This is a genomic window from Microbacterium xylanilyticum, from assembly GCF_054654695.1.
Genome location: NZ_BAAIEN010000002.1, coordinates 794240 through 818285 on the forward strand (window position 1 = coordinate 794240; position 24046 = coordinate 818285).

At 71.8% G+C, this 24046-nt stretch carries 26 protein-coding genes; 12 read left to right on the forward strand and 14 right to left on the reverse strand.

The window, feature by feature from the left end:
* The first annotated feature begins 60 nt into the window (after window positions 1–60).
* From rplK to ACYQ1L_RS04375, 3 genes are all read left to right on the forward strand, one after another.
* On the forward strand, window positions 61–492 hold the full coding sequence (gene rplK, locus ACYQ1L_RS04365) for a 50S ribosomal protein L11 (protein WP_045250755.1): 432 nt from the start codon (window positions 61–63) through the stop codon (window positions 490–492).
* An 11-nt stretch (window positions 493–503) separates the two neighbouring features.
* The gene (gene rplA, locus ACYQ1L_RS04370; protein WP_159576730.1) at window positions 504–1193 is read left to right on the forward strand and encodes a 50S ribosomal protein L1; all 690 of its coding nucleotides are present in this window, start codon (window positions 504–506) and stop codon (window positions 1191–1193) included.
* An 83-nt stretch (window positions 1194–1276) separates the two neighbouring features.
* Entirely contained in the window at window positions 1277–1636 is a 360-nt protein-coding gene (locus tag ACYQ1L_RS04375) for an iron chaperone (protein ID WP_460003026.1), read from the forward strand.
* A 25-nt stretch (window positions 1637–1661) separates the two neighbouring features.
* Here the strand turns inward: ACYQ1L_RS04375 and ACYQ1L_RS04380 are convergent, their stop codons facing one another.
* From ACYQ1L_RS04380 to idi, 7 genes are read right to left on the reverse strand one after another with little or no spacing between them, the layout of a single operon-like run.
* Entirely contained in the window at window positions 1662–2555 is an 894-nt protein-coding gene (locus ACYQ1L_RS04380; RefSeq protein ID WP_460003027.1) for a prenyltransferase, read from the reverse strand.
* Window positions 2552–2917: a lycopene cyclase domain-containing protein gene (locus ACYQ1L_RS04385; RefSeq protein WP_460003028.1), complete on the reverse strand. Its 366-nt coding sequence runs from the start codon at window positions 2915–2917 to the stop codon at window positions 2552–2554. Before ACYQ1L_RS04385 ends, ACYQ1L_RS04380 begins: the two co-directional genes overlap by 4 nt.
* Window positions 2914–3243, reverse strand: coding sequence for a lycopene cyclase domain-containing protein (locus tag ACYQ1L_RS04390; protein ID WP_460003029.1), 330 nt, complete (start codon window positions 3241–3243; stop codon window positions 2914–2916). Before ACYQ1L_RS04390 ends, ACYQ1L_RS04385 begins: the two co-directional genes overlap by 4 nt.
* Window positions 3243–4790: a phytoene desaturase family protein gene (gene crtI, locus ACYQ1L_RS04395; protein WP_460003030.1), complete on the reverse strand. Its 1548-nt coding sequence runs from the start codon at window positions 4788–4790 to the stop codon at window positions 3243–3245. The genes ACYQ1L_RS04390 and crtI overlap by 1 nt, the downstream gene beginning before the upstream one ends.
* Window positions 4787–5680: a phytoene/squalene synthase family protein gene (locus tag ACYQ1L_RS04400; protein WP_460003031.1), complete on the reverse strand. Its 894-nt coding sequence runs from the start codon at window positions 5678–5680 to the stop codon at window positions 4787–4789. Before ACYQ1L_RS04400 ends, crtI begins: the two co-directional genes overlap by 4 nt.
* Window positions 5677–6732 carry a polyprenyl synthetase family protein gene (locus ACYQ1L_RS04405; RefSeq protein WP_460003032.1) on the reverse strand — a complete coding sequence of 352 codons (1056 nt, stop codon included), beginning with the start codon at window positions 6730–6732 and terminating at the stop codon, window positions 5677–5679. The genes ACYQ1L_RS04400 and ACYQ1L_RS04405 overlap by 4 nt, the downstream gene beginning before the upstream one ends.
* Window positions 6729–7283: an isopentenyl-diphosphate Delta-isomerase gene (gene idi / locus ACYQ1L_RS04410; RefSeq protein WP_460003033.1), complete on the reverse strand. Its 555-nt coding sequence runs from the start codon at window positions 7281–7283 to the stop codon at window positions 6729–6731. The genes ACYQ1L_RS04405 and idi overlap by 4 nt, the downstream gene beginning before the upstream one ends.
* 97 nt (window positions 7284–7380) lie before the next feature.
* Here idi and ACYQ1L_RS04415 point away from each other — a divergent pair, with 97 nt between their 5' ends.
* Entirely contained in the window at window positions 7381–7965 is a 585-nt protein-coding gene (locus tag ACYQ1L_RS04415) for a MarR family winged helix-turn-helix transcriptional regulator (protein WP_460003034.1), read from the forward strand.
* A gap of 18 nt (window positions 7966–7983) precedes the next feature.
* On the opposite strand, the gene ACYQ1L_RS04420 is transcribed toward ACYQ1L_RS04415, so the two are convergent.
* Window positions 7984–8661, reverse strand: coding sequence for a LysE/ArgO family amino acid transporter (locus ACYQ1L_RS04420; RefSeq protein WP_460003035.1), 678 nt, complete (start codon window positions 8659–8661; stop codon window positions 7984–7986).
* Between the two features lie 71 nt (window positions 8662–8732).
* Between ACYQ1L_RS04420 and ACYQ1L_RS04425 the strand changes: the two genes are divergently transcribed.
* Together ACYQ1L_RS04425 and ligD are read left to right on the forward strand one after the other, a co-directional pair.
* Entirely contained in the window at window positions 8733–9623 is an 891-nt protein-coding gene (locus tag ACYQ1L_RS04425) for a LysR family transcriptional regulator ArgP (protein ID WP_460003036.1), read from the forward strand.
* Between the two features lie 47 nt (window positions 9624–9670).
* Window positions 9671–10726, forward strand: coding sequence for a non-homologous end-joining DNA ligase (gene ligD, locus ACYQ1L_RS04430; RefSeq protein ID WP_460003037.1), 1056 nt, complete (start codon window positions 9671–9673; stop codon window positions 10724–10726).
* A 51-nt stretch (window positions 10727–10777) separates the two neighbouring features.
* Here the strand turns inward: ligD and ACYQ1L_RS04435 are convergent, their stop codons facing one another.
* Together ACYQ1L_RS04435 and ACYQ1L_RS04440 are read right to left on the reverse strand one after the other, a co-directional pair.
* Window positions 10778–11821 carry an ATP-dependent DNA ligase gene (locus ACYQ1L_RS04435; RefSeq protein ID WP_460003038.1) on the reverse strand — a complete coding sequence of 348 codons (1044 nt, stop codon included), beginning with the start codon at window positions 11819–11821 and terminating at the stop codon, window positions 10778–10780.
* A 116-nt stretch (window positions 11822–11937) separates the two neighbouring features.
* Window positions 11938–13389 carry a phytoene desaturase family protein gene (locus tag ACYQ1L_RS04440; RefSeq protein WP_460003039.1) on the reverse strand — a complete coding sequence of 484 codons (1452 nt, stop codon included), beginning with the start codon at window positions 13387–13389 and terminating at the stop codon, window positions 11938–11940.
* A 58-nt stretch (window positions 13390–13447) separates the two neighbouring features.
* Here ACYQ1L_RS04440 and ACYQ1L_RS04445 point away from each other — a divergent pair, with 58 nt between their 5' ends.
* On the forward strand, window positions 13448–13951 hold the full coding sequence (locus ACYQ1L_RS04445) for a hypothetical protein (RefSeq protein WP_439903018.1): 504 nt from the start codon (window positions 13448–13450) through the stop codon (window positions 13949–13951).
* 278 nt (window positions 13952–14229) lie between these two features.
* On the opposite strand, the gene ACYQ1L_RS04450 is transcribed toward ACYQ1L_RS04445, so the two are convergent.
* The gene (locus ACYQ1L_RS04450; RefSeq protein WP_460003040.1) at window positions 14230–15462 is read right to left on the reverse strand and encodes an acyl-CoA dehydrogenase family protein; all 1233 of its coding nucleotides are present in this window, start codon (window positions 15460–15462) and stop codon (window positions 14230–14232) included.
* 114 nt (window positions 15463–15576) lie between these two features.
* The gene (locus ACYQ1L_RS04455; RefSeq protein WP_460003041.1) at window positions 15577–16248 is read right to left on the reverse strand and encodes a TetR family transcriptional regulator; all 672 of its coding nucleotides are present in this window, start codon (window positions 16246–16248) and stop codon (window positions 15577–15579) included.
* Between the two features lie 199 nt (window positions 16249–16447).
* On the opposite strand from ACYQ1L_RS04455, the gene sucC reads away from it, so the two are divergent.
* A complete protein-coding gene (gene sucC, locus ACYQ1L_RS04460) occupies window positions 16448–17614 on the forward strand; it encodes an ADP-forming succinate--CoA ligase subunit beta (protein ID WP_159576719.1) in 1167 nt (388 codons plus the stop codon).
* Window positions 17615–17642: 28 nt separating this feature from the next.
* Entirely contained in the window at window positions 17643–18545 is a 903-nt protein-coding gene (sucD, locus tag ACYQ1L_RS04465) for a succinate--CoA ligase subunit alpha (protein WP_460003042.1), read from the forward strand.
* Window positions 18546–18629: 84 nt separating this feature from the next.
* On the opposite strand, the gene ACYQ1L_RS04470 is transcribed toward sucD, so the two are convergent.
* Window positions 18630–19580, reverse strand: a complete 951-nt coding sequence (locus ACYQ1L_RS04470) for a GlxA family transcriptional regulator (protein ID WP_460003043.1) — start codon at window positions 19578–19580, stop codon at window positions 18630–18632.
* Between the two features lie 70 nt (window positions 19581–19650).
* Here ACYQ1L_RS04470 and ACYQ1L_RS04475 point away from each other — a divergent pair, with 70 nt between their 5' ends.
* Complete coding sequence (locus ACYQ1L_RS04475; RefSeq protein ID WP_460003044.1) at window positions 19651–20406, forward strand: MBL fold metallo-hydrolase; 756 nt, start codon at window positions 19651–19653, stop codon at window positions 20404–20406.
* Window positions 20407–20492: 86 nt separating this feature from the next.
* Here ACYQ1L_RS04475 and ACYQ1L_RS04480 read toward each other — a convergent pair whose 3' ends face one another.
* Window positions 20493–21959, reverse strand: coding sequence for an NCS2 family permease (locus ACYQ1L_RS04480; protein ID WP_460003045.1), 1467 nt, complete (start codon window positions 21957–21959; stop codon window positions 20493–20495).
* Window positions 21960–22129: 170 nt separating this feature from the next.
* On the opposite strand from ACYQ1L_RS04480, the gene ACYQ1L_RS04485 reads away from it, so the two are divergent.
* Both ACYQ1L_RS04485 and purN read left to right on the forward strand, forming a co-directional pair.
* Complete coding sequence (locus ACYQ1L_RS04485) at window positions 22130–23392, forward strand: cell division protein PerM (protein ID WP_460003046.1); 1263 nt, start codon at window positions 22130–22132, stop codon at window positions 23390–23392.
* A gap of 55 nt (window positions 23393–23447) precedes the next feature.
* On the forward strand, window positions 23448–24044 hold the full coding sequence (gene purN, locus ACYQ1L_RS04490) for a phosphoribosylglycinamide formyltransferase (RefSeq protein WP_460003047.1): 597 nt from the start codon (window positions 23448–23450) through the stop codon (window positions 24042–24044).
* Window positions 24045–24046: the final 2 nt, after the last annotated feature.

The window sequence follows — 24046 nt, forward strand, 5'->3', positions numbered from 1 at the left end:
CTGAGCCTGCTGAGCTTGTCGAAGCACGAAGGGCCCGAATCGCTCGAGAAAGGAATCACTATGGCACCGAAGAAGAAGGTGACCGGCCTGATCAAGCTCCAGATCAACGCCGGCGCTGCCAACCCGGCGCCGCCGATCGGCCCCGCGCTCGGTCAGCATGGCGTCAACATCATGGAGTTCTGCAAGGCGTACAACGCGGCGACCGAGTCGCAGCGCGGCAACGTCATCCCCGTCGAGATCACCGTCTACGAGGACCGCAGCTTCACGTTCATCCTGAAGACCCCGCCGGCCGCCGAGCTGATCAAGAAGGCTGCGGGCGTGCAGAAGGGCTCCGCCACTCCGCACACCGTCAAGGTCGCGAAGATCACCGCCGAGCAGGTCCGTCAGATCGCCGAGCAGAAGCAGGCCGACCTGAACGCGAACGACATCGACGCCGCGTCCAAGATCATCGCCGGAACCGCCCGTTCCATGGGCATCACGGTCGAGGGCTGAGGGAGATAACAATGGCTACCAAGTCCAAGGCTTACAACGCTGCTGCCGCGAAGATCGAGGCAGACCGCTTCTACACCCCTGCTGAGGCCGTCGCCCTGGCGAAGGAGACCGGCTCCGCGAAGTTCGACTCCACCGTCGAGGTCGCGCTGAAGCTCTCCGTCGACCCGCGCAAGGCGGACCAGATGGTGCGCGGCACCGTCATCCTCCCGCACGGCACCGGCAAGACCGCCCGCGTCATCGTGTTCGCGACGGGTCCGGCCGCTGAGGCCGCGATCGCCGCGGGTGCGGACGAGGTCGGCGGCGCCGAGCTCATCGAGAAGGTCGCCGGCGGCTGGACCGCGTTCGACGCGGCCGTCGCCACCCCGGAGCTCATGGGCCAGGTCGGCCGTCTCGGCAAGGTGCTCGGTCCCCGTGGCCTGATGCCGAACCCGAAGACCGGCACCGTGACCCCGAACCCGGCCAAGGCCGTGGAGGAGATCAAGGGCGGAAAGATCGAGTTCCGCGTCGACAAGCACGCCAACGTGCACTTCGTCGTCGGCAAGGCGTCGTTCTCGGCCGAGCAGCTCGGTGAGAACATGAAGGCCGCGCTCGAGGAGATCGTTCGCCTCAAGCCGTCCAGCTCGAAAGGCCGTTACATCCAGAAGGGCGCCGTGTCGACCACGTTCGGCCCCGGCATCCCGCTGGACGTCAACGCCATCTGAGGCTGACGTCGCGTCACGAAGGTCCGCTCCGGTTCGCCGGGGCGGACCTTCGTCGTTCCCGGTCCGCGTGCCAGGATGAGCGCATGGGTGCAGTGGACGACTACCTGGCGACCGTCTCGGATCCGGCGGATCGGGCCGCCCTCGCGCGGGTCTATGAGATCGCGGGCGAGCTCGCCCCTGACGCGGAGCAGGGCACCGGATACCGGATGCCCGCGCTCAAATACGACGGAAAAGTGCTGATCTCGGCCATCCGCGCCGCCAAGCACCTCGGCGTCTACCCGTTCAGCGCGGCGGCCGTCGCCGCGGTCGCGGGCCGCGTCGCGACGATCCCGGGTGCGGATGCGAGCACCGGCGCCCTCCGCTTCGCCCCCGGATCCGAGATCCCCGAGGATCTGATCCGCGACCTCGTCTCCTTCCGCCTCGCGGAGATCGACGAGCGCTGAGCAGAAGCGCGACCGCGGCGCGGCCTCAGAAGGCGGCGCCGCCCAGGAGCGCCCACCAGATCAGCAGCATCGTCGCCAGGAAGCCGCAGACGTAGTTCAGGAGCAGGAACCGCCGCCACCCGCGGTTCGTGCTCGCCGCCTCGGCGTCCGTCACCGAGCGGAACGGCCACACCGCGACGAGGTACGGCACCGCGAGGAACGCGCCCAGGGGACCGGGCCACGTGGTGAACAGCATCAGCACCCCCGCGACGGCCCACATCGACAGGGCGAAGCGCACGGTCCGGCGCGCGCCCAGGGCGGTCGCGATCGACGAGATCCCCGCCTCCCGGTCCGGACCGATGTCCTGCACCGCCCCGAAGGCGTGGCTCGCGACGCCCCAGGCGAAGAAGGCCAGCAGCAGGAGGACGAGCGGGACGGTCGGCGTCGCGTGGGCGAGCGCGAGGCCGTACACCGCCGGCGAGACGAAGTGCGTGCTCGAGGTGAGGGAGTCCACGAAGGGGATCTCCTTGAACCGCAGCCCCGGGGCGGAGTACGCGACCACCGCGAACAGGCTGAGGGCCAGGACGAGCCAGGACACCGGGTCGCCGAGCATGACGAGCGCCACCGCGAACGGGACGGGGAGCAGCGTCGACCACGTCAGGACGACCCGATGACGGGCGGGGGAGAGGATCGCGCCCTCCGCGCCGCCCTTGCGGGGGTTCGCGAGGTCCGACGCGTAGTCGAAGACGTCGTTGATCCCGTACATCGCGAGGTTGTACGGCACGAGGAAGAACAGGGTCCCGATCACGAAGGCCGCGTCGACGCGTCCGGAGGTGAGCAGGTAGGCCGCCGCGAAGCCGTAGGCGGTGTTGATCCAGCTCACCGGGCGCGAGGCGAGCAGCAGGTCGCGGGGAAGCGAGGATGCGAGGGATGTGCTCATCGCCGGGGCTCCTCCGGGACGGTTGACGGATCCGGGCGCGCAGCGGGCCTCGGCGCCGGGGCGGGCGCCGGACGACGTGCGTTCCACAGGGCCGAGCCGAGCAGGGCCGCAGCGACGGGATAGGCGAGATCCTCGATCGGCGCGAGCCCGATCCGGATCCCGCTGATGCGGTCGGGGGCGTACGTGAACAGGCCCGCCGCGATCATGAGCGAGTCGAAGACGGCCGTGAGCAGCACGAGCACCACGACGGCCGCGGCGAGCGCCGTGCCGTGCCCGCGCGGCCGACGCCGCCAGGTCAGCGCCTGCGCGAGCACGCAGGGCGCGAGGAAGAGGGCGTCGACGATCAGGTAGGTCGCGTTCACGGGCGCTGCTCCGCCCGTCGCCGCAGGATCCGCAGCGTTCCCGAGTACAGCACCATGGTCAGCTGCACGAGGAACAGCAGGAACACCGGCTCCTCGACCGGCAGATGCGGCGCGAGGAGGATCCCCGTCGAGAACGGATTTCCCTCGCGGGAGAAGATCCCCGTGGCGATGCCCGCCGCGTCCCAGAGCAGCAGGAACGCGACACCCGCGGCAAGCACGAGCAGCGCCCGTCCCGGCTGCGCCCAGACGAACAGTCGCCAGCGCGCGTCGACCAGCCCGATGCACAGGATCGCGGTGAGCAGGAGAGCGAGGTGGAGCAGACCCATCACGCCTCCGCCGGAACGGGCAGGGGGCCGACGGTGCGGTCTCCGCGGAACGCCTTCAGCACGAGTTCTGCGCTGATCAGGCACATCGGCAGGCCGATGCCGGGCAGCGTGGTCGCCCCCGCGTAGAACAGCCCGCGCGTCGTGCGGGAGCGCGTGCGGCCGCGCAGGAACGCGCTCTGCCGCAGCGTGTGCGCCGGCCCCAGCGCGGAGCCCCGCCAGGAGTGCAGGTCGCGGGCGAAGTCCGCCGGGCCCACCGTGCGCCGCAGCACGATCCGCTCCGCGAGATCGGGGCTGCCGGACAGCACGGCCAGCTCTGCGATCGCGCGATCTGCGATGCGCTCCACCTCCGCGGCCCCGCGGCCGTCGATCCCGCCGCCGCCGATCGCCGGATCCGCGGGCACGGGGATGAGCAGGAACAGGTTCTCGTGGTCCTGCGGCGCCACGGTGTCGTCGGTCGCGCTGGGCATGCAGGCGTAGAACGAGGCCGGCTCCGGCACGCGCGGCGCGGATCCGAAGATCGCGTCGAAGTTCTCGTCCCAGTCCTCGGTGAACACGAGGTTGTGATGGGTGAGGCCCGGCAGCCTTCCGCGGACGCCGAGCATCGCAAGGACGGCGCCCGTGCCGGGGTTGGCCCGGCGCCAGTGCGACGCCGGGCGCTCGCGCGCCCGCCTCGGCAGCAGGGCCGTGTCGCTGTGGTGCATGTCGACCGTGCTCACGACGCGGTCGAACGGCTCCTCGCGCGCGACGCCGTCCTGGGAGACGATGACGCCGCGCACCTCTCCGCCCCCGACCAGGATCCGGTGCACCCGCGCGTCGGTGTGCAACCGCGCGCCCGCCTCGCGGGCGAGCCGGGCGAACGCGTCGATCACCGTGGTGAAGCCGCCGCGCGGGTAGAGCACTCCGTCCTCAAGATCGAACGAGCTCATCAGATGGAACAGGGCGGGGGCGATGCCGGGGGCTGCGCCGAGGAACACCGCCGGGTACTGCAGGATCTGGCGCAGCCGGCGGTCCGAGAACGACGCCTCGACCATCCCCTGCAGGGACGTGCCCAGCAGCGCGGCGAGCCGGGGGAGCTCGCGGAGCTCGCTCCCGGGCAGGAAGGCCCCCGGGTGCGAGAAGTCCGTGTAGAGGAAGCGGTCGCTCGCGATCCGCGCGGTGCGCGCAGCCGAGTCGAGGTGACGGGCGAGGGCGGCGCCCGCGCCCGGCTCCACCGACTCGAACAGCGCGAGCGAGCGCTCCCGCTCCGAGTGCACGTCCAGCGACTCGGCCCCCTCGGCGAACACCCGATAGGCGGGATCGAGCCGGACGAGATCGAGCTCGGCCGCGGCGCTCGTGCCGAGCAGCCGGAAGCAGTGGTCGAAGACCTCGGGCATGAGGTACCAGGAGGGCCCGGTGTCGAAGCGGAAGCCGTCGCTCTCCCAGCTGCCCGCCCTGCCGCCGAGCCGCGAGGACTGCTCGAAGAGCGAGACGTCGTGCCCGTCGGCGGCGAGCAGAGCGGCCGACGCGAGCCCGGAGATCCCACCGCCGAGCACGGCCACCCGGCTCATCGTGCCGCTCCGAGCCCCGGCTCGAGTCCGCGCAGGGCCGCGCGCGCGAGCAGCGCCGCCTTGCGCGGGGCCGGAACGCGGACCCGGCGGTCGGCGAGCACCCGCGCCGGGGTGCGTCGCAGCCGTGCCGAGAGCTCGGAGTACAGCAGGTGCGCGGCGGCGACCGCGCGGCGCGACGAGGAGGGCAGTTCGCCGATGACGGCGCCGGCGATCGCCAGCTCCGCGTCGATCCCGTCCAGGATCCGGTCGCGCTGCGCATCGGTGACGGAGTGCGGATCGACGCCGGGGAAGTAGCGCCGGCCGAGCCCGTCGGCGTCGGCGCCGAGATCGCGGAGGAAGTTCACTCGCTGGAACGCCGAGCCCAGGGCGATCGCGCCGCGGTCCCACCGCGCGTCCCGGACCGGATCCGGATCCATTCCGCGACGGAACGAGGCCAGGCACATGAGGCCGACCACCTCGGCCGACCCGTGCACGTAGTCGTCGAGCTCCCGTTCGTCGGCGAACGCGAGCGGGCTCAGATCGCGACGCATCGACGCGAAGAAGGGACGGGTGAGATCCTCGCCGATCCCGGTCGCGCGGGCGGTCGTCGCGAAGGCGTGCACGACGAGATTGGCGCTGTATCCCGTGTCGAGGGCCGCGCCGACCTCGCGCTCGAGGCCGTCCAGCACCTCACGGCACTGCGCCGGGGACAGGCCCGCATCCGCCGCGCATCCGTCGACGATCTCGTCGGCGACGCGCACGAGCGCGTAGATCGCGGCGAGATCGACGCGCACCGGGCCCGAGCAGAGCCGGCTGGCGAGGCGGAAGGAGGTCGAGTAGCTGTCCAGGACCTGCGCGGAGCCCCGTGCGGCCGCGCGGTCGTAGAGCGCGAGTCCGGTGTCCGCACTCATCGGACCCGCTCCGCCGCGCTCGCGATGATGTTCTCGAGGTCGTCGATCAGGACGGCCGGGAGCGCGGAGAGCAGCAGGGCGGCGCGCGCCTCGGCGACGAGGCCGGAGATCGCCGCCTCAGCCCGTGCGAGGCCGCCGGACCTCTCGATCGCGGCGCGGAGCACCGCCGCCCCGCGTTCGTCGAGACCGGGGTCTCCGAAGAGCGCGGAGGCGCTCTGCCAGGAGGGATCCGCGGCGGCGTGCGCGACGAGCAGGGTGATCTTGCCCTCGCGGAGGTCGGAGAGGGCCGACTTCCCGGTGTGCTGCGGGTCGCCGAACACGCCGAGCACATCGTCACGCACCTGGAAGGCGATCCCGACCGTCGTGCCGACGACGCCGAGCGTCTCGACCGCGGTCGCATCCGCCCCGCCGAGGATGGCGCCCATCCGCAGGGGAGCATTGAAGGAGTAGCGCGCCGTCTTGTGCTCCATGGTGCGAAGGACCGCCTCTTCGTCGGCGCCGCCCTGCAGGCCCAGCAGCACGTCCGCATGCTCGCCCACGGCCGCAGCGCCGATCGCGTCGCTCAGTACGGCCCACAGCGCCCTGCGCCGGGGCGCCGGTGCGTCCAGCTCGGCGATCAGCCGGTGCGCCGCCGAGAGCAGGACGTCGCCGGCGAGGATCGCGCAGCTGTCCCCGTAGTGGAGCGCCTCCGCCTCGTCCGCCCCCATCGCGCGTGCGGCGTCGCGGCGACGGGCGATCAGGTTCGGTGCGCCGCGGCGCAGCACGTCGCGGTCGATCACGTCGTCGTGCAGCAGGAAGGCGAGGTGGAGCAGCTCGAGCGCCGCGGCCGCGCGGATCGCGTCCTCCGGAGATCCCGCGTCGAAGGCGCGGTGCGCTGCGAGGAGGAGGCGCGGACGGAGCAGCTTGCCTCCCTCGGCGGCGCGACGCGTCTCCTCCCAGACGGCGCCGAATCCGGCGAGATCGCCCAGGCGGGTCGCCGCGTCGCGGAAGCACTCGTCGATCACGGCTCCGACCTCGGAGAGCAGGTCCTTCGTCACGGCGCTGTCGGTCACGAGGCGATCTCCTCGAGCCCGCGGCCGCCGAGGAAGGGGAGGAGCTTCGCCTGCAGGACGAGCCAGGGGCTGAAGGCCCAGGGCGCGCGACGGATGGACTCGGCGAGGTCGTCGGGGTCCACCCAGCGGTGCTCGACGACTTCGTCCGGATGCGGTCGCGGAGTGTCGGACGTGACGGCCAGATAGACGGGGCAGATCTCGTTCTCCACGATCCCGGCGGCGTCGGTCGCCCGGTAGCGGAAGAAGGGGAGCACCGGATCGATCCCGTCCAGGGCGATGCCGAGCTCGTGCTCGGCGCGGCGGCGGACCGCGGCGAGCAGCTCCTCGCCCGGCGCGGGATGCCCGCAGAACGAGTTGGTCCAGACGCCCGGCCACGCGGTCTTGGTCAGGGCCCGGCGCGTCACCAGCAGCCGACCGCGCGGATCGAAGACATGGCAGGAGAACGCGAGGTGCAGGCGGGTGTCGGCTCCGTGCACGCTGCTCTTCGGAGCGATCCCGATCCGTTCCCCCTCGGCGTCGAGGAGCACGACCATCTCAGTGTCGGGGATCATCGAAGGCCTCCATTTGCTCGCCGAAGATATTACTAACCAAGTTAGGGAAAATATTACTAAGGTAGTTAACCATAACGATATGGCATAGAGTCCTCCCGTGGAAGACTTCGCGCCTGACGATCGCCTCGGCCGGGCGATGATCGATCCGCGCGTGATCGATCCGCGACGCGAGCTCGTGCCCCGCGCCGATCTCTCGGACGCCGAGGTCGACGAGATCGTGGAGCTGATGGCGGCGCTGCGCGCGTGGCACGGGGCCGCCGCACGGATGAGCGAGGCCTCGCGGCGGTACATGAAGCTGAACGAGAACGACATGCGCGCGCTGCGATTCATGATCGCCGCCGAGAACGCCGGCCAGATCGCGACGGCCCGGGCCGTCGCCGAGCACCTGCACGTCAGCAGCGCCGCGACGACGAAGATGCTCGACCGCCTCGAGCGCGGCGGTCACGTGGTGCGCCGGCCGCATCCGGTGGATCGACGCGCGATCACGCTGAGCGTGACGCCGGAGACGCGGCGGGCGGCCCGGGAGAGCGTCGGGCGCGTGCACGCGCGGCGGTTCGAGGTCGCCGCGGGGCTGTCGTCCGCCGAGCGGTCGATCGTGACGCGCTTCCTGCGTGCGCTCGCGGCCACCGAGCATCCCGAGAGCGGACAGGACGCTCCGGCGGGCGCCGACGCCGCGGAGTGACCGGCGCCGGCGCTCCGATCAGCCGACGAAGAGCGGGAGCACGAGGCCGATGCCCATCACCACGAGCAGGACGGCGATCGCCGTGTCGAGGATCCGCCAGGCGCGCGGCGTGCGCAGCCAGCGCCCGAGATGGCGCGCGCCGTAGCCGAGCCCGAAGAACCAGACCACGCTCGCGGTGATCGCGCCCGCCGCGAACAGCCACCCCGCATCGCCGTGCGTGGCGGCGATCGACCCGATGAGCAGCACCGTGTCGAGGTACACGTTCGGGTTCAGCCAGGTGAACGCGAGCGTCGCGAGGATCACCGGAGCCAGCGGCGCCGTGCGCGCGAGCGTCGCGGTGCGGCCGGGGGCGGAGGACGCGCCGGCCGCACCCTCGGCGGGACTCTCCGCGACGTCGGCGATCAGGGCCTCGCCACCGGAGCGCCATGCCCGCCGCGCGGCGAGGATCCCGTACAGCACGAGGGAGATCGCACCGGCCCAGCGTGCGACGACGATGAGCCAGGGGAGGGTCTTCACGAGGTAGCCCAGTCCGGCCGTCCCGGCGAGCACGAGCGCCGCATCGGAGGTGGCGCAGATGAGCACGACCGGCAGCACGTGCTCCCGACGCAGCCCCTGGCGCAGCACGTACACGTTCTGCGCGCCGACGGCGATGATGAGCGAGAACATGAGGCCGAGGCCGGAGAGGAGGGTGAGCACGGATCGACGATACGGTCCCCGCCCTCTTCAACACCAGCGAAGATTCCTTAATCAAGATTAGGATCTCTGATGTGCAGGTGGATCCGGAATCGGCGCGCACCGTGGCCGCTGTGCTCGACGAGGGCAGCTTCGAGGGGGCGGCGCGGCGTCTGCTGCTCACACCCTCCGCGGTCAGCCAGCGGATCAAGACGCTCGAGCAGCAGCTCGGGCGGATCCTGCTCGTGCGCAGCAAGCCGGCGCGCGCGACCGAGGCGGGGGAGGCGGTCGCGCGTTTCGGCCGGCAGGTGGCCCTGCTCGAGCGCGATGCGATCGCCGGATTCGGCCTCGCGGGCGAAGCCGAGGGCGCTCGCGTGCGCATCCCGCTCGCGGTGAACGCGGACTCGATGGCGACCTGGTTCCTCACGCCTCTCGCACGCTTGTCCGAGAGGCACGACGTCGAGTTCGACCTGCATCGCGACGATCAGAACTTCACCGCGCGCCTGCTCGAATCCGGCACGGTGATGGCCGCCGTCACCAGCGAGTCGGAGCCGGTCGGCGGCTGCCGCGTGGAGGCGCTGGGTGCGCTGCGCTACGTGGCGGCGGCCTCACCGGCGTTCGCGCGGCGCTGGTTCCCGGACGGCGTCACCGCCGAGGCGCTCTCGCTCGCGCCGTTCGTCGACTTCGACCGCCGCGATCTGATGCAGCAGGACTGGCTGCGCGGACGCGGCGTGGATCCCTGGCCCGTGCCCCGTCACCACGTGCCCGCGTCGGCGGACTTCTCGGTCGCGGTGGAGCTGGGCCTGGGGTGGGCGCTGCTGCCCGTGCCGCACGCGGAGCCCGGCCTCGCGGACGGGCGGCTGGTGCGCCTCGACGACGCGGAGACGACGTCGCCGCTGTTCTGGCAGCAGTGGAACCTGCGCTCCGAGCTGCTGGACGCCATCGCCGCCGAGATCCGTGCCGCCGCAGGACGCGTGCTGCGCTGAGCCCGCGGGCCTGGCCAGACGTCCGCGCCGCACCCTAGGGTCGAGTCATGGCATCCGAGCGCATCACGCTGACCATCCCCGGCCCCGACGGGGACCGCTCGCTGGATCTGTCCAGCCCCAACCGTGCGGTCTGGCCGGAGGCAGAGGGCGGCCCGATCACGAAGGCGGAGCTGGCCGAGTACGTGCAGACCGTGGCGACGCCGTTCCTCACCTCGACCGGCGACCGGCCGGTGTCGCTCGAGCGCTACCGCGACGGCATCGGCGGGGAGAGCTTCTTCTCCAAGAACCCGCCCAAGGGCACGCCGGACTTCGTGCAGAGCGTGATGTGCACGTACAACAGCGGTCGCTCGCACCCGCAGATCGTGCTCACCGAGCCGGCCGCGATCGTGTGGGCGGTGCAGATGAACACGGTGGTGTTCCATCCGTGGGCGTCGCTCGCGTCCGACACCGACAACCCGGTGGAGCTGCGCATCGACCTGGATCCGCAGCCGGGCACCGGCTTCGCCGAGGCGGTCCCGGCCGCGCACGAGCTGCGCGCGGTGCTGCGCGAGGCGGGGCTGGAGGCGTTCATCAAGACCAGCGGGAACCGCGGGCTGCACGTGTTCTGCCCGATCGTGCCGGAGTGGGAGTTCCTCACGGTGCGGCACGCCGTGATCGCCGCGGGACGCGAGCTGGAGCGGCGGATGCCCGACCGGGTGACCACCGCATGGTGGAAGGAGGAGCGCGGGCAGCGGATCTTCGTGGACTTCAACCAGGCCAACCGCGACCGCACGATGGCGGGCGCCTACAGTCCCCGCGCCCTGCCGGGTGCGACCGTCTCGACGCCGATCGCCTGGGACGAGCTGGACGAGGTGGATCCAACGCGGTTCACCGTGCGCACCGTCCCGCGGCGCCTCGCCGACATCGGGGACCCGTGGGCGAACATGCAGGACGCTCCGGGGCGGATCGATACGCTGCTGGGCTGGTGGGAGCGCGACGTGGAGGACGGGCTCGGCGAGATGCCGTTCCCCCCGGAATTCCCGAAGATGCCCGGCGAGCCCCCGCGCGTGCAGCCCTCGAAGAAGGTCGCGGCGAACTGGGACGAGAACGGCGAGCCTCGCTAGGGCGGGGCGTCCTCGATCGGGGACCCGGGTGCGCGTCTGCCGCGAGGGGCGTCAGTCGATCACGTCGGCGAGGTCGTATCCGGCGACGGTCTCGAGCTGCTCGTAGGTGCACGATCGCGCCTCGCGGTCATCGCGCCAGCGCTCGAACTGCACGGTGTGCCGGAACCGCCAGCCCTCCAGCTGGTCGTAGCGCACCTCGAGCACGCGCTCGGGGCGCAGCCGCACGAACGACGTGTCCTTGCTCCCGCTGAATCGCGATCGCTCGCCCTCGCCGGTGACGGCGGCGCCGGACTCGTCGCGCTCCACGAGGGGCGCGAGATCCTCGACCAGCTGCTGCCGCATCGCGTCGCTCCACGCCGCCACTCCGCCCACCTGGCGCAGCACGCCGTCGTCGCCGTAGAGGCCCACGAGGAGGGATCCGACGCCCGAGCCGCTCTTGTGGATGCGGTAGCCGAGCGCGACCACGTCCGCCGTGCGCGCGTGCTTCACCTTGAACAGGGTGCGCTTGTTCGGCGCGTACGGCTGGTCCAGCGGCTTCGCGACGACACCGTCGAGACCCGCGCCCTCGAACTCGGCGAGCCAGCGCCGTGCCAGGTCCGGATCCGTGGTCGTGCGCGTGAGGTGCAGCGGGTGCGGCACCTCGGCGAGCAGTCGCTCGAGCCGCGCCCTGCGCTCGCCGAACGGGAGCGGCTGCAGATCCTCGTCGCCCTCGGCGAGCAGGTCGAACGCGATGAACATCGCCGGCGTCTCCGCCGACAGCTTCTGCACCCGGGACGCGGCGGGGTGGATCCGCTGGCTCAGCGCCTCCCAGTCCAGCCGCTGCGATCCCGCAGGGCCGGTGGCGACGACGATCTCGCCGTCGAGCAGGCACGGTCCCGGAAGGAGGCGGGGGATCGCGTCGACGAGCTCGGGGAAGTAGCGGGTGAGCGGCTTCGCCCCGCGGGAGCCGATCTCGACCGTCTCACCGTCCCACGACACGAGCCCGCGGAACCCGTCCCACTTGGGCTCGTACAGCAGGCCGTCCGGGAACTTCGCCGGATCCGGCACGGCGGCGGCGGCCTTCGCGAGCATCGGTGCAGGGATCTCGTAACGCATGGATCCCATCCTGCCCGTCCGCCCGCCTCGTCGGTCCGTCTATTTTCGCCGAACCGTGGCGTTTCGCCCCCTGAGCCCACCGTTTGACGCAAACAGACGGAGCGACGAGCCGGGGATCAGGGGCCGAACAGGTCGGGGAGGGCGACGCGCTCGCCGGCGTCGGCGAGCGCGGTGCGCGCGGCGTGCCAGCCGGCCATGCCGTTGACCCCGGGGCCGGGCGGCGTGGCCGCCGACGCGAGATACACGCCGGGCATCGGCGTGCGCCACGGGGTGCGGGACAGCACGGGCCGCACGAAGGCCTGGCGCATCGTGAACGCGCCGCCGAAGATGTCGCCGCCGATCTCCGCCGGGTTCAGGTGCACACGCTCCCGGGCGGTCACGGCATGGCTTGCGAGGATGCGATCGCGGAACCCCGGCGCGAAGCGCTCGATCTGCCGCACGATCAGCTCCGTCGCGTCGGCGTCCGAGTTCGCGGGCACGTGGATGTACGCCCACAGCACCTGCCTGCCCGCGGGCGCGCGCGAGTCGTCGAGCACGGACGGCTGCACGACGAGCACATAAGGTCGCTCGGAGATCCGCCCCTGGGCGACCGCGTTCTCGCTGGCCCACACCTCCTCGCGGGTGCCGCCGACGTGTACGGTGGGCACCAGGGCGACGCCGGGATTCGTCCACGGCACCGGACCGTCCAGGGCGAAGTCCACCTTGGCGGCGGCATGGCCGTAACGATAGGCGCGCACGGCGTCGGCGTAGCGGGCAGGAACGTCGCGCAGGGTCAGCGCGAGCCGGGGCGCCGTGTTGAGCAGCAGCAGGTCGCCCTGCCGCGGATCCCCCCAGTCCAGCGCCGACAGGTCGGCGACGGGCGCGTCGGTGCGGATCCTGCCGCCGTGCGCCCGCAGGTCGTCGGCGAGCACGTCCGCGATCCGCTGGGCCCCGCCGCGCGGATAAGCCCAGCCGCCGGCGTGCGCCTGCGCCATGAGGAGCAGGCCGGCCGCGGCGCCGCTGAGGGAGGGGAGCGCCGAGTTGGCGTGCGCCACCACGCCTGCTGCGAGTGCGGCCGCCTCCGCGGTGCGGAAGGTGCGCTCGGCCATCGCCGATCCCTGCTCGAGCACGCGGAGCCCGTAGCGGACGGCGGTGACGGGGTCGTCCGGGAGGCGCAGCAGAGAGCCGCTCGTGAAGTCGAGGAGCCCGTCGATGTGCGAGCTCAGCGGACGCAGCAGGGCGCGCCAGGCGCGGGCGTCCGGGCCGAGCGCGTCGGCGGTGCGCTCGAGGTCGTGCCAGGCGATCCCGGCCCGCCCACCGTCGAGCGGATGGGCATATGCCGCTTCCGGAATGATCCAGTCGATGCGGTCGCGTCCGAAGGCGCGGAAGAACGGCGACGAGTAGGCCGCGGGGTGCACCGCCGAGCACACGTCGAGCACGAATCCGGGGAGCGTCGACGTGTCGCTGCGCACGCCGCCGCCGATCGTCGATGCGGCCTCGATCACCTCGACCGCGTATCCGGCACGGGCGAGCGAGACCGCGGCGGTCAGGCCGTTCGGTCCGCTGCCGATCACGGTCGCGCGGGGCATGCGGCCAGTCTCGCACGCGGGCAGGTCGCTCCGAGCAGAACGTGGGATCCTAGAGGGGATGAACGAAGTCCAGGGCCCGACCCCCACCGGCACCTCCCGTCCCTACAAGTCGCTCACCGAGGCTCTGCGCGGTCAGCGCATCGACCCGGTGAATCACGACTTCATCCGCGCGATCGTGGACGCCGTCGGCGTCAGCACCTTCATCGACCGCGGCCGCTACATCGAGGCGATCCGTCGCGGCGACGGCGCGGCCCTGCACATCGGGCGCACCTACACGAACGGCTTCACCGAGGACGAGATCGTCGTCGTCGGCGGGCGGGCGCTGCCGCTCGCGCCCAGTGAGGGCCGCGCACCCTACTTCTACGTGACGCATCCGAGCGAGCTGCAGAGCGCGCCGGCCGGTGTCGCGCGTCCTTCGCGCACCGCGGGGACCCGTGCTCCGGCGAAGCCCAAGGCCGAGCCCCGCGCGCCGAAGACGACCCCGCTGGACGAGCGCGACTACGGGGTGTGCGACGTGTGCTTCATGGTGAAGACGCCCTCCGGCGGCTGCGCCTGCACCTGAGCCTGAGCCGTTCAGCAGGGATCCCGCGCCGTTCTGCAGGGATCCCGTACCGTTCTGCAGGGAGCCCGGGGCGTTCTGCAGGGAGCCCGGGGCGTTCTGCAGGGTCCTCTGGTCGTGCCGTAGGTCCAGGCCGGGCGTGCCACGGCGGCCGCGTGCGGGAGTGACCGCAACGGCGGATTCCGTCCTGCAGAACGGCGCCCGCGCCCTGCAGAACGGCGGCCGTGCCCTGCAGCAAGGCGTGGCCGAGTTCGGCACGGCGTCGGATCAGGCGAACGCGCTCAGGCGAACGCGCTCATCCCGGTGATGTCGCGGCCGATGAGCAGCGCCTGCACGCTCTCGGTGCCCTCGTAGGTGTGGATCGCCTCGATGTCGGCCATGTGCTGCATGACGCCGTTCTCGAGCAGGATCCCGTTGCCGCCGAGCAGGTCCCGAGCGGCGGAGGCGATGCGCCGAGCGGCGCGGGTGTTGTGGAACTTCGCGAGCGAGGCCTGCGTCGGTCGCAGCGTGCCTGCCTCGTCCATGTCGGCCATCCGCCGGCAGTAGAGCTGCATCGCGGTGAGCTCCTCGAGCATGTGCGTGAGGCGCTCCTGCACCATCTGGAACTTCGCGAGCGGCTTGCCGAACTGGATCCGGGTCTTCGCATACGCGAGCGCCGCCTCGTAGCAGGCGGTGGCGTGCCCGAGGGCCGACCAGGCCACGCCCGAGCGGGTCGCGTAGAGCACGGTGGACGCGTCCTTGAAGCTGTGCGTGCCCGGCAGCACCGCATCCCGAGGGATCCGCACGTCGTCGAGGCGGATGTGCGCCTGGTGGATCCCGCGCAGCGACACCTTGCCGGTGATGACGGTGCCCTGATAGCCCGGGCGGTCCTGCTCGACGAGGAAGCAGCGCACGGCGCCGTGCTCGGCGGTGCCCTCGTCGTCAACGCGCGCCCACACGAAGGTGATCCCACCGGAGGCGCCGTTCCCGATCCACTTCTTCGCCCCGCGCAGCACCCACTCGTCGCCGTCGCGCCGAGCGACGGTCTCCAGGGAGACCGAGTCGGATCCGTGGTCCGGCTCGGTGAGCGCGAAGGATCCGAGCACGGAGCCGTCGGCGAGCGGCACCAGCCAGCGCTCCTGCTGCTCCGGGCTGCCGAACAGCGCGAGGGTGCGCAGTGCGAGGCCGCCCTGCACAGCGAGGACCGTGCCGAGCGAGCCGTCGCCGCGGGAGATCTCCATGTTCACCAGGCCCGCCGCGAGGGGGCTCATCCGGGTGAGGGCGGGGTGCTCGATGCCGTCGACCACGAGATCCAGCTCGCCCATGCGCCGGGCGGCCTCGAGCGGGTACTCGGCGCGGTCCCACGCGTCGAGCATCCGCGGTGCGACCTCGTCGACGTACGCCTGCGCCCGTTCCCAGTGCGCGCGGTCCTCGGCGGGGATGTCGGAGAAGACCTCGTAGTAGTCGGTGCCCTGACGGCCGGTCAGGTCGTAGGAGGTGACGGCTTCGCCGGGGAAGCGGGCGTCGTTGCTCATGAGGTCTCCATCCGAGGCATGAGACTGAGTCTCAGAAATCATGAGACAGCGTACCGCGATTCGCGCCCGCGACCGACACCGGATCCGGCCGGAACCGTGAGAGGCGCGCGGGATTCACTCCAGTTCGTCGCGCAGGCGCCGCGTGATCTCCGCCATCGGCATCGAGCGGGGGAACACGGCCACGATGACCGCATCCTCGCCGGGCTCCTTCATGCCGTCCGGGTGCACGCCGTAACGGCGCAGCACGTCGTCCAGGGCGCGGCGGAGCGCGGCCGCGGAGGTGCGCGACCCGCGCAGCAGACGGCGGAGCACATGGTTGTGCACGGCGGTGACGAGCGCGGCGAACCCGACCGCGTCGAGCGGATCCAGGTCCGGCAGGGAACGGCGCAGGTACTCGTCGAAGAGGCGCTCGTACCGGAACACCGCGACGATCTCACGGTCGCGCAGCGTGGGCACCTCGCGCACGACCTGGTAGCGCAGACGCGCGAGCTCCGGGTCGGCCGCGAACGCACGGAACACCATCATCGACGCGTCGCACACGGCCGTCCACGGATTGGCGTGAGGGCGGTCCAGGTAGCGGCGCAGCCCCTCGAGCAGCTCCTCGTGATCGGCGAAGACGACGTCGTCCTTGCCGCCGAACTGGCGGAAGAAGGTGGAGCGCGAGATGCCCGCGGCCTTGGCGATCTGCTCGACCGAGGTCGAGTCGAAGCCCTGGGCGGAGAACAGCTCGAGCGCCGCTCGCACCACGGCGGTGCGGGCGGGGGACACGTCGGCGTGCTCTGTCATAGCAGCAAAGCCTAGTTCCCCTGCTCCTGCGCGCACCGTTGTGCGTCAAGGCACGCCGTCGCCGCCTTCTTCGGCGGCCAAGACGGCGGTCAGGAAGCGCGATTCCGCGGTAGTAGGCTGGTTGACCGGGTCGAATCACATCGACACCCGACAGAATTCCTGTCGCGTCCCATTCGTCGCAACCAGCGAAGGACTGCACGTGGACCTCTACGAGTACCAGGCACGAGACCTTTTCGAGAAGTACGGAGTGCCGGTCCTCGCCGGCATCGTCGCCGACACCCCCGAGGAGGTGAAGGCAGCCGCGGAGAAGCTCGGCGGAGTCGTCGTCGTCAAGGCGCAGGTCAAGACCGGCGGCCGCGGCAAGGCCGGCGGCGTGAAGGTCGCGAAGAACCCGGACGAGGCGTACGAGGCCGCCAAGGCGATCCTCGGCCTGGACATCAAGGGCCACGTCGTCAAGCGCGTCATGGTCGCCGCGGGCGCACGCATCGCGCGCGAGTTCTACTTCTCGGTACTGCTGGATCGCGCCAACCGCTCCTACCTGAGCCTGTGCTCGGTCGAGGGTGGCATGGAGATCGAGCAGCTCGCCGTCGAGAAGCCCGAGGCGCTCGCTCGCGTCGAGGTCAACCCGCTGACCGGCATCACCAAGGACAAGGCGCTCGAGATCGCGAAGGCCGCGAACTTCCCGGAGGACCTGCTCGACGCGGTCTCCGACGTGTTCGTGAAGCTCTACGACGTGTACAAGGGCGAGGACGCGACCCTGGTCGAGGTCAACCCGCTCGTGCAGACCGAGGAGGGCGACATCATCGCCCTGGACGGCAAGGTCACCCTCGACGACAACGCCTCCGAGGTGCGCCACCCAGAGCACGAGGAGCTCGCCGACAAGGCCACCGAGAACCCGCTCGAGGCGAAGGCCAAGGAGTCGGGCCTGAACTACGTGAAGCTCGACGGCCAGGTCGGCATCATCGGCAACGGCGCGGGCCTGGTCATGTCGACCCTCGACGTGGTCGCCTACGCCGGCGAGAACCACGGCGGCGTGAAGCCCGCCAACTTCCTCGACATCGGCGGCGGCGCGAACGCGCAGGTCATGGCGAGCGGCCTCGACGTCATCCTCGGCGACGAGCAGGTCAAGAGCGTCTTCGTGAACGTCTTCGGCGGCATCACCAGCTGCGTCGCCGTCGCCGAGGGCATCGTCAAGGCGCTCGAGATCCTGGGCGACGCGGCCACCAAGCCGCTGGTCGTCCGTCTCGACGGCAACCAGGTCGAGGAGGGCCGCGCGATCCTCACCGCCGCGAACCACCCGCTCGTCACGCTCGCCGCCACCATGGACGAGGGCGCCGACAAGGCCGCCGAGCTGGCCAACGCCTGACCCGGCTCCCGAGACAAGGACAAGGAACATGTCGATCTACCTCAACAAGGACTCCAAGGTCATCGTCCAGGGCATCACCGGCGGCGAGGGCACCAAGCACACCGCCCTCATGCTGAAGGCGGGCACCAACATCGTCGGCGGCGTGAACGCGCGCAAGGCCGGCACCACGGTCTCGCACACCGACAAGGACGGCAACGCCGTCGAGCTGCCCGTCTTCGCCTCCGTCGCCGAGGCCATCGAGAAGACCGGCGCGAACGTGTCGGTCGCGTTCGTGCCGCCGGCATTCACGAAGGACGCGATGATCGAGGCCATCGACAGCGAGATCCCGCTGCTCGTGGTCATCACCGAGGGCGTTCCGGTCGGCGACTCCGCCGAGGCGTGGGCGTACGCGACCGAGAAGGGCAACAAGACCCGTATCATCGGCCCGAACTGCCCCGGCATCATCACCCCGGGTGAGGCCCTCGCCGGCATCACCCCGGCCAACATCACGGGCAAGGGCCCGATCGGCCTGGTCTCGAAGTCGGGCACCCTGACGTACCAGATGATGTTCGAGCTGCGCGACCTGGGCTTCTCCACCGCCATCGGCATCGGCGGCGACCCGGTCATCGGCACCACGCACATCGACGCGCTCGCCGCGTTCGAGGCCGACCCCGAGACCAAGGCGATCGTGATGATCGGCGAGATCGGCGGCGACGCCGAGGAGCGCGCGGCCGAGTTCATCAAGGCCAACGTCACCAAGCCGGTCGTCGGCTACGTTGCGGGCTTCACCGCCCCCGAGGGCAAGACCATGGGCCACGCCGGCGCCATCGTCTCCGGCTCCGCGGGCACCGCGCAGGCGAAGAAGGAGGCCCTCGAGGCCGCCGGCGTCAAGGTCGGCAAGACGCCGTCCGAGACGGCCGCGCTGCTGCGCGAGGTCTACGCCGCGCTGTAACCACCGCTGTACACGAAGGGCTCCGGGCTTCGCGCCTGGAGCCCTTCGTCGTGCCGTCGCCGCGCGCGCGGGGCCCGCCTGTCCTCAGGCCGGATCCGCGAACGCCCGGCGGTGCGCCCCGGGGGTGGTGCCGAAGCGCGCGCGGAAGTGGTGGCGCAGGGTCACGGCGCTGCCGAACCCGGTGCGCTGCGCCACGGCGTCGACGGGCAGATCCGACGCCTCCAGAAGGCGGCGCGCCTCGTCCAGCCGGCGCTGCAGCAGCCAGTCTCCCGGGCTGCTGCCGGTGCGCGCGCGGAACCGCCGCGTGAAGGTGCGGCGGGACAGATGCACGGCGCCGGCCCAGGCATCGAGCGGCGCAGGCTCTGCGAGCCGCTCCAGGGCCCAGGCGATCGCCCGGTCGATCTCGTCGCCGTCCCGCTCCGCAGCGAGCGGGCGGGACAGGAACTGCGCCTGGGATCCCTCCCGGTGCGGCGCCATGACCAGAGACCGGGCCAGGTCGGCGGCCACGGCGCTGCCGAGCTCGGTGCGGACGATGTGCAGGCAGCAGTCCAGCGCAGCGGCGACCCCCGCGGAGGTCACGACGTCGCCGAGGTCGGTCCACAGCGCCTCGCAGCGCACGGTGAGCTCCGGGTGACGTGCGGCGAGCTGCGGACCCGCCGACCAGTGCGTGGAGACCTCACGTCCGGTCGCGATGCCGCTCGCGGCCACGACGAAGGCGCCCAGGCACAGGCCCAGCACCTTCGCCCCGTTGCCGTGCGCGGTGCGCACCGCGTCGAGGAGCGCTTCGCTCGGCGCGACATCCGGATCCCAGCTCGGGATCACCACGAGATCGGCGGCGGCGAGGGCGTCCAGGCCGTCGGTGACGACGAGGTCCAGTCCGGCCGCCGTGCGCACCGGCCCCGGCTCCTCCGCGACGGTCACCGTGCGATAGGCGGCCTCGACCGAGCGCACGCCGACGCCGCCGAAGACCATGAGCGGCACGGACAGGTGGAACGGGCTGATGCCCGGGAAGGCGAGGACCGCGGCGGTGCGCATGGCCCGATCTTATCGGAAGGTGTCATCAGGGCCACTCCCGATCGAGTGACGGCGACGGCACGATGGAGCCATGACCGAGAACACCGTGACCCTGACGCTCATCGGCGGACCGACCGCGCTCATCGAGTACGCCGGCCTGCGCCTGCTCACCGATCCCACCTTCGACGCCCCGCGGACCTACCCGGGCGGCATCCCGCTGCACAAGCTCACCGGCCCGGCGGTCGCCGCCGACGCGGTGGGCGCGATCGACGTGGTCCTGCTCTCGCACGACCAGCACCCGGACAACCTCGACGAGGCGGGGCGCGCGTTCCTGCCGCGAGCGGGCGCGGTGCTCTCCACGCCCGAGGCGGGAGCGCGGATCGACGGCGTGACCGGGCTCGCCCCGTGGCAGATGCACCACGCCGGGCCGGTCGAGATCACCGCCGTGCCCGCGCTGCACGGGCCGGAGGGGGCCGAGGCGCTGTCCGGCACCGTGACCGGGTTCGTGCTGTCGGCACCCGGCGAGCCCGTGCTCTACGTGTCCGGCGACAACGCCTCCGTCGACGTGGTGTCGGCGATCGTCGAGCGGATCGGTCGCATCGACATCGCGATGCTCTTCGCCGGCGCCGCGAACGTGGGCCGCTTCGGCGACGCCGACCTCACCCTGAACGCGCGCACCGCGGTGGAGGCCGCCCGGGAGCTGGGGGAGGCTGTGATCGTGCCCGTACACGCCGAGGGCTGGCACCACTTCACCGAGACGCGGGAGCGCCTGGTGCGCGAGTTCGGCTACGCGGACCTGGCCGGGCGCCTGCGCGTGCCGGAGGCGGGCGTCCCCCTCGCGCTCTGAGTCTCCGCGACCGACGACGAGGCCCCTCGCCGCAGCCCGCGCAGCGGCGGTGGGCGAGGGGCCTCGGGGGTCGGAGCGCGGTCGCCTCAGTGCAGCAGCGCCTCGATGGGGCCGCGCGCGAAGTAGATCACGAAGCCGGCCGTCACGATCCACAGCAGCGGGCTGATCCCGCGGATCCGACCGGAGAATGCGCGCACCAGCACCCAGCTGATGAAGCCGGCGCCGATGCCGTTCGCGATCGAGTAGGTGAGCGGCATGATCGTGACCGTGATGAACACGGGGAACAGCGCCGTGAAGTCGGTGAGATCGATGTGGCGGATCTGGCTCATCATGAGCGCGCCCACGATCACGAGCGCGGCCGCCGCCACCTCGGTGGGCACGATCGAGACGAGCGGCGTGAAGAACATCGCGAGCAGGAACAGCAGGCCGGTGACGATGTTGGCCAGGCCCGTGCGCGCGCCCTCGCCGATGCCGGCGCCCGATTCGATGAACACCGTGTTGGAGGATCCGGAGGTCAGTCCACCCGCGACGGCGCCGACGCCCTCGACGATGAGCGCCGAGCGCAGCCGCGGGAACTCGCCCTTGTCGTCGGCCAGGCCCGCCTCCTTCGAGAGCCCGGTCATCGTGCCCATGGCGTCGAAGAAGTTCGTGAACACCAGCGTGAACACGAGCATGAGCGCCGACACGGCGCCGATCCGGCCGAATGCGCCGAACAGGTCGACGTGGCCGATGAGCGACAGGTCGGGGACGGCGACGAGGTTCTTCGGAAGCGTCGGCACGGTGAGGCCCCAGCCTCCCGGGTGGACCTTGTCGCCGTCGACCTTCGGGCCGAGGTGCCAGATCGCCTCGACGATCACGGCGATCACCGTGCCCGAGACGAGCCCGATGAGGATGCCGCCCTTGATGCGCAGGCCGACCAGGATCGCGGTGAGCAGCAGGGTGATCACGAAGACGAGGGTGGGCGCGGTGGCCACGGAGCCGCCGATGCCCAGCCCGACCGGCGGCGAATCGCTCTTGGTGGAGGTCACGAACCCGGCGTTCACGAGCCCGATGAACGCGATGAACAGGCCGATCCCGACCGTGATGGCGAGCTTGAGCTGCATGGGGACGGCTTCGAAGATCATCCGGCGCAGCCCGGTGGCGCTGAGCAGGACGATGATGAGGCCGTTGATGACGACGAGACCCATCGCCTCGGCCCAGGTCACCTCGCCCACCACGGAGAACGCGAGGAAGGCGTTGATGCCGAGGCCCGCGGCGAACGCGAACGGGAGGCGTGCGATCAGGCCGAACAGGATCGTCATCACCGCGGCGGTGAAGCCGGTGACGGCGCTGAGCTGGACGAAGCCGAGCTGGGTGCCCGCGATGTCCTTGGAGCTGGACAGGATGATCGGGTTGAGGATGACGATGTAGGCCATCGTCACGAAGGTCACGACGCCGCCGCGGACCTCGGCGCCCACGCTGGATCCGCGGCGGGTGATCTCGAAGAAGCGGTCGAGTGCGTTCTTCGGCTCGGCTGCGGTCTGGTCGGATGCGGTCGGGGGGACAGATGACATGGGCAGGACCTCCGTCGAAAACCGTATCGCGTCGTGGACGCCGTCCGGCCGTCACACGTCCGTGCGCCGCCGCGAGCGGGGACCGCACGCACGAGCGGGGTGCTGCGCCGGGGGCCCGTCCGCGCGCCCGCAGGGGAGCCCGAGGCGGAGCACGTAGGCTCGAAGCCGTCATGCAACGCCTCCTCATCGTGCTCCTGGCCGCGGTCGACGCCGTCGTGGCGGCCGCGATCGGCCTCGCCGTCCTGCTCGCACCGCTGACCGTGATCTGGGCGATCGCGTTCGGGCCGCGGGCCGACTGGGGGGCACTGTGGCCGGCGACCGCGACGCTGTGGCAGTTCGGGCACGGAGTGCCGCTCGCTGTCGCCCTGCCCGACGCCCTGGTGCGTGCCACGGGGCTGGATCCGTCCGCGGCACGCTTCGCGCTGTCGGTCACCCCGCTGCTGCTGCTCGGCTTCACCGCGATCTTCGCGGCCCGTTCGGGGCGCCGTGCCGCGCTGGCCGGATCCTGGCCGGCCGGCGTGATCAGCGGCACCGTCGTCTTCGCGGCGATCTCCGCCCTCGCCGCCCTGACCGGCGGCCTCGGGGGTCTGCGGACGCCGCTGTGGATGGCGATGCTGTTCCCGCCGCTCGTGTTCCTGTGCGGCGCGCTGGCCGGCGCCGTGGCCACCGCATGGGCCGAGGGCGACGGCGGGCTCGTCGACCGGGCGCAGGACGCGCTGGACCGCTTTCCGGACTGGGCGCAGGTGCCCGGCGACGTGGTGCGGGGCGCCGCCGCGGCGACCACGGCCGTCGTGGGCGCGGCGGGACTCGCCGTCGCCATCGCCGCGCTGGTGCGCGGCGGTCAGACGGTGGCGCTGTTCGAAGCGCTGCGCGCCGACGGGCTCGGGGTCGTCGTGATCGGGCTGGCGCAGCTCGCCTACCTGCCGACGCTCGTGGCGTGGGCCGTGGCCTGGATCGCCGGCCCCGGCTTCGCGATCGGCGCGGGCACCGCCGTGTCGCCTGCGGGTACCGTGCTCGGCGTCGTGCCCGGGGTGCCCCTGCTGGGACTCGTGCCGGACAGCTCGTCGCCGTGGTGGCTCATCGTGGTGCTCGTGCCGATCGCCGCGGGCGGCTTCGCCGGGTGGCTGATCCGCTCCCGCCAGGTGTCCGCCGGGGCGGAGGCGGCGTTCGGCGCCCGGGTCGCGATCGCGGCAGGGATCGCCATCCTCGCCGGCGGTGCGGGCGCGCTGCTCGCCGCGCTGTCCCGCGGATCCCTCGGACCCGGGCGGCTCGCGGTCGCCGGCCCCGAGCCGGGTCCCGTCGCGCTCGCACTCGGGCTCGAGGTGCTCGTCGGTGCCGCGATCCTGCTGCTCGCGCCGCGGCGTCGCGCAGCGACAGGAGACGCCTGGCCGGCCGAGGATGACGAGGACGCGCTCCGTGCCACGGGCGTCTGAGCGGGGCGGTGTCACGGCGGACGGGCGGCAGCGCCCGCCCGGCTAGACTGTTGTGGTGCTGACGGTCGCCGTACTCATCTCGGGCACCGGCTCGAATCTTCGTGCCCTCCTCGACGCGGCTGACGACCCCGGATTCCCCGCCCGGATCATCGTGATCGGAGCCGACCGCGAAGCCGACGGTCTCGCTCATGCCGAGGCCTTCGGGATCCCCTCCTTCGTCGTGCCCTGGGAGCGCTTCGCCAGCCGTGAGGCGTGGGGCGCCGAGCTCGACGCCCAGCTGAAGGTCTGGAATCCCGATCTCATCGTGCTGTCCGGTCTCATGCGCCTGCTGCCGCACGACGTGGTGGCCGCATGGTCTCCGAACATCATCAACACCCATCCCGCCTACCTGCCCGAGTTCCCCGGAGCACACGGCGTGCGCGACGCACTCGCCGCGGGCGTGACGGAGACCGGGGCGAGCGTGATCGTGGTCGACGACGGCGTCGACAGCGGGCCGATCCTCGCCCAGGAGCGCGTGCCGGTCATCGAGGGCGACACCGAGACCTCCCTGCACGAGCGCATCAAGCCCGTCGAGCGACGACTGCTCATCGACGTCGTCCGCCGCATTGCCGAGGGTGAGCTCGACCTCGGCGCCCGTCCCTCCCCGAACTGACG

What these genes read in the sequence shown, in the direction of transcription:
- rplK (WP_045250755.1), top strand. Translation starts at nt 61, where the DNA reads ATGGCACCGAAGAAGAAGGTGACCGGCCTGATCAAGCTCCAGATCAAC.
- rplA (WP_159576730.1), top strand. Translation starts at nt 504, where the DNA reads ATGGCTACCAAGTCCAAGGCTTACAACGCTGCTGCCGCGAAGATCGAG.
- ACYQ1L_RS04375 (WP_460003026.1), top strand. Translation starts at nt 1,277, where the DNA reads ATGGGTGCAGTGGACGACTACCTGGCGACCGTCTCGGATCCGGCGGAT.
- ACYQ1L_RS04380 (WP_460003027.1), bottom strand. Translation starts at nt 2,555, where the DNA reads ATGAGCACATCCCTCGCATCCTCGCTTCCCCGCGACCTGCTGCTCGCC.
- ACYQ1L_RS04390 (WP_460003029.1), bottom strand. Translation starts at nt 3,243, where the DNA reads ATGGGTCTGCTCCACCTCGCTCTCCTGCTCACCGCGATCCTGTGCATC.
- crtI (WP_460003030.1), bottom strand. Translation starts at nt 4,790, where the DNA reads ATGAGCCGGGTGGCCGTGCTCGGCGGTGGGATCTCCGGGCTCGCGTCG.
- ACYQ1L_RS04400 (WP_460003031.1), bottom strand. Translation starts at nt 5,680, where the DNA reads ATGAGTGCGGACACCGGACTCGCGCTCTACGACCGCGCGGCCGCACGG.
- idi (WP_460003033.1), bottom strand. Translation starts at nt 7,283, where the DNA reads ATGATCCCCGACACTGAGATGGTCGTGCTCCTCGACGCCGAGGGGGAA.
- ligD (WP_460003037.1), top strand. Translation starts at nt 9,671, where the DNA reads ATGGCATCCGAGCGCATCACGCTGACCATCCCCGGCCCCGACGGGGAC.
- ACYQ1L_RS04435 (WP_460003038.1), bottom strand. Translation starts at nt 11,821, where the DNA reads ATGCGTTACGAGATCCCTGCACCGATGCTCGCGAAGGCCGCCGCCGCC.
- ACYQ1L_RS04440 (WP_460003039.1), bottom strand. Translation starts at nt 13,389, where the DNA reads ATGCCCCGCGCGACCGTGATCGGCAGCGGACCGAACGGCCTGACCGCC.
- ACYQ1L_RS04445 (WP_439903018.1), top strand. Translation starts at nt 13,448, where the DNA reads ATGAACGAAGTCCAGGGCCCGACCCCCACCGGCACCTCCCGTCCCTAC.
- ACYQ1L_RS04450 (WP_460003040.1), bottom strand. Translation starts at nt 15,462, where the DNA reads ATGAGCAACGACGCCCGCTTCCCCGGCGAAGCCGTCACCTCCTACGAC.
- ACYQ1L_RS04455 (WP_460003041.1), bottom strand. Translation starts at nt 16,248, where the DNA reads ATGACAGAGCACGCCGACGTGTCCCCCGCCCGCACCGCCGTGGTGCGA.
- sucD (WP_460003042.1), top strand. Translation starts at nt 17,643, where the DNA reads ATGTCGATCTACCTCAACAAGGACTCCAAGGTCATCGTCCAGGGCATC.
- ACYQ1L_RS04470 (WP_460003043.1), bottom strand. Translation starts at nt 19,580, where the DNA reads ATGCGCACCGCCGCGGTCCTCGCCTTCCCGGGCATCAGCCCGTTCCAC.
- ACYQ1L_RS04475 (WP_460003044.1), top strand. Translation starts at nt 19,651, where the DNA reads ATGACCGAGAACACCGTGACCCTGACGCTCATCGGCGGACCGACCGCG.
- ACYQ1L_RS04480 (WP_460003045.1), bottom strand. Translation starts at nt 21,959, where the DNA reads ATGTCATCTGTCCCCCCGACCGCATCCGACCAGACCGCAGCCGAGCCG.
- ACYQ1L_RS04485 (WP_460003046.1), top strand. Translation starts at nt 22,130, where the DNA reads ATGCAACGCCTCCTCATCGTGCTCCTGGCCGCGGTCGACGCCGTCGTG.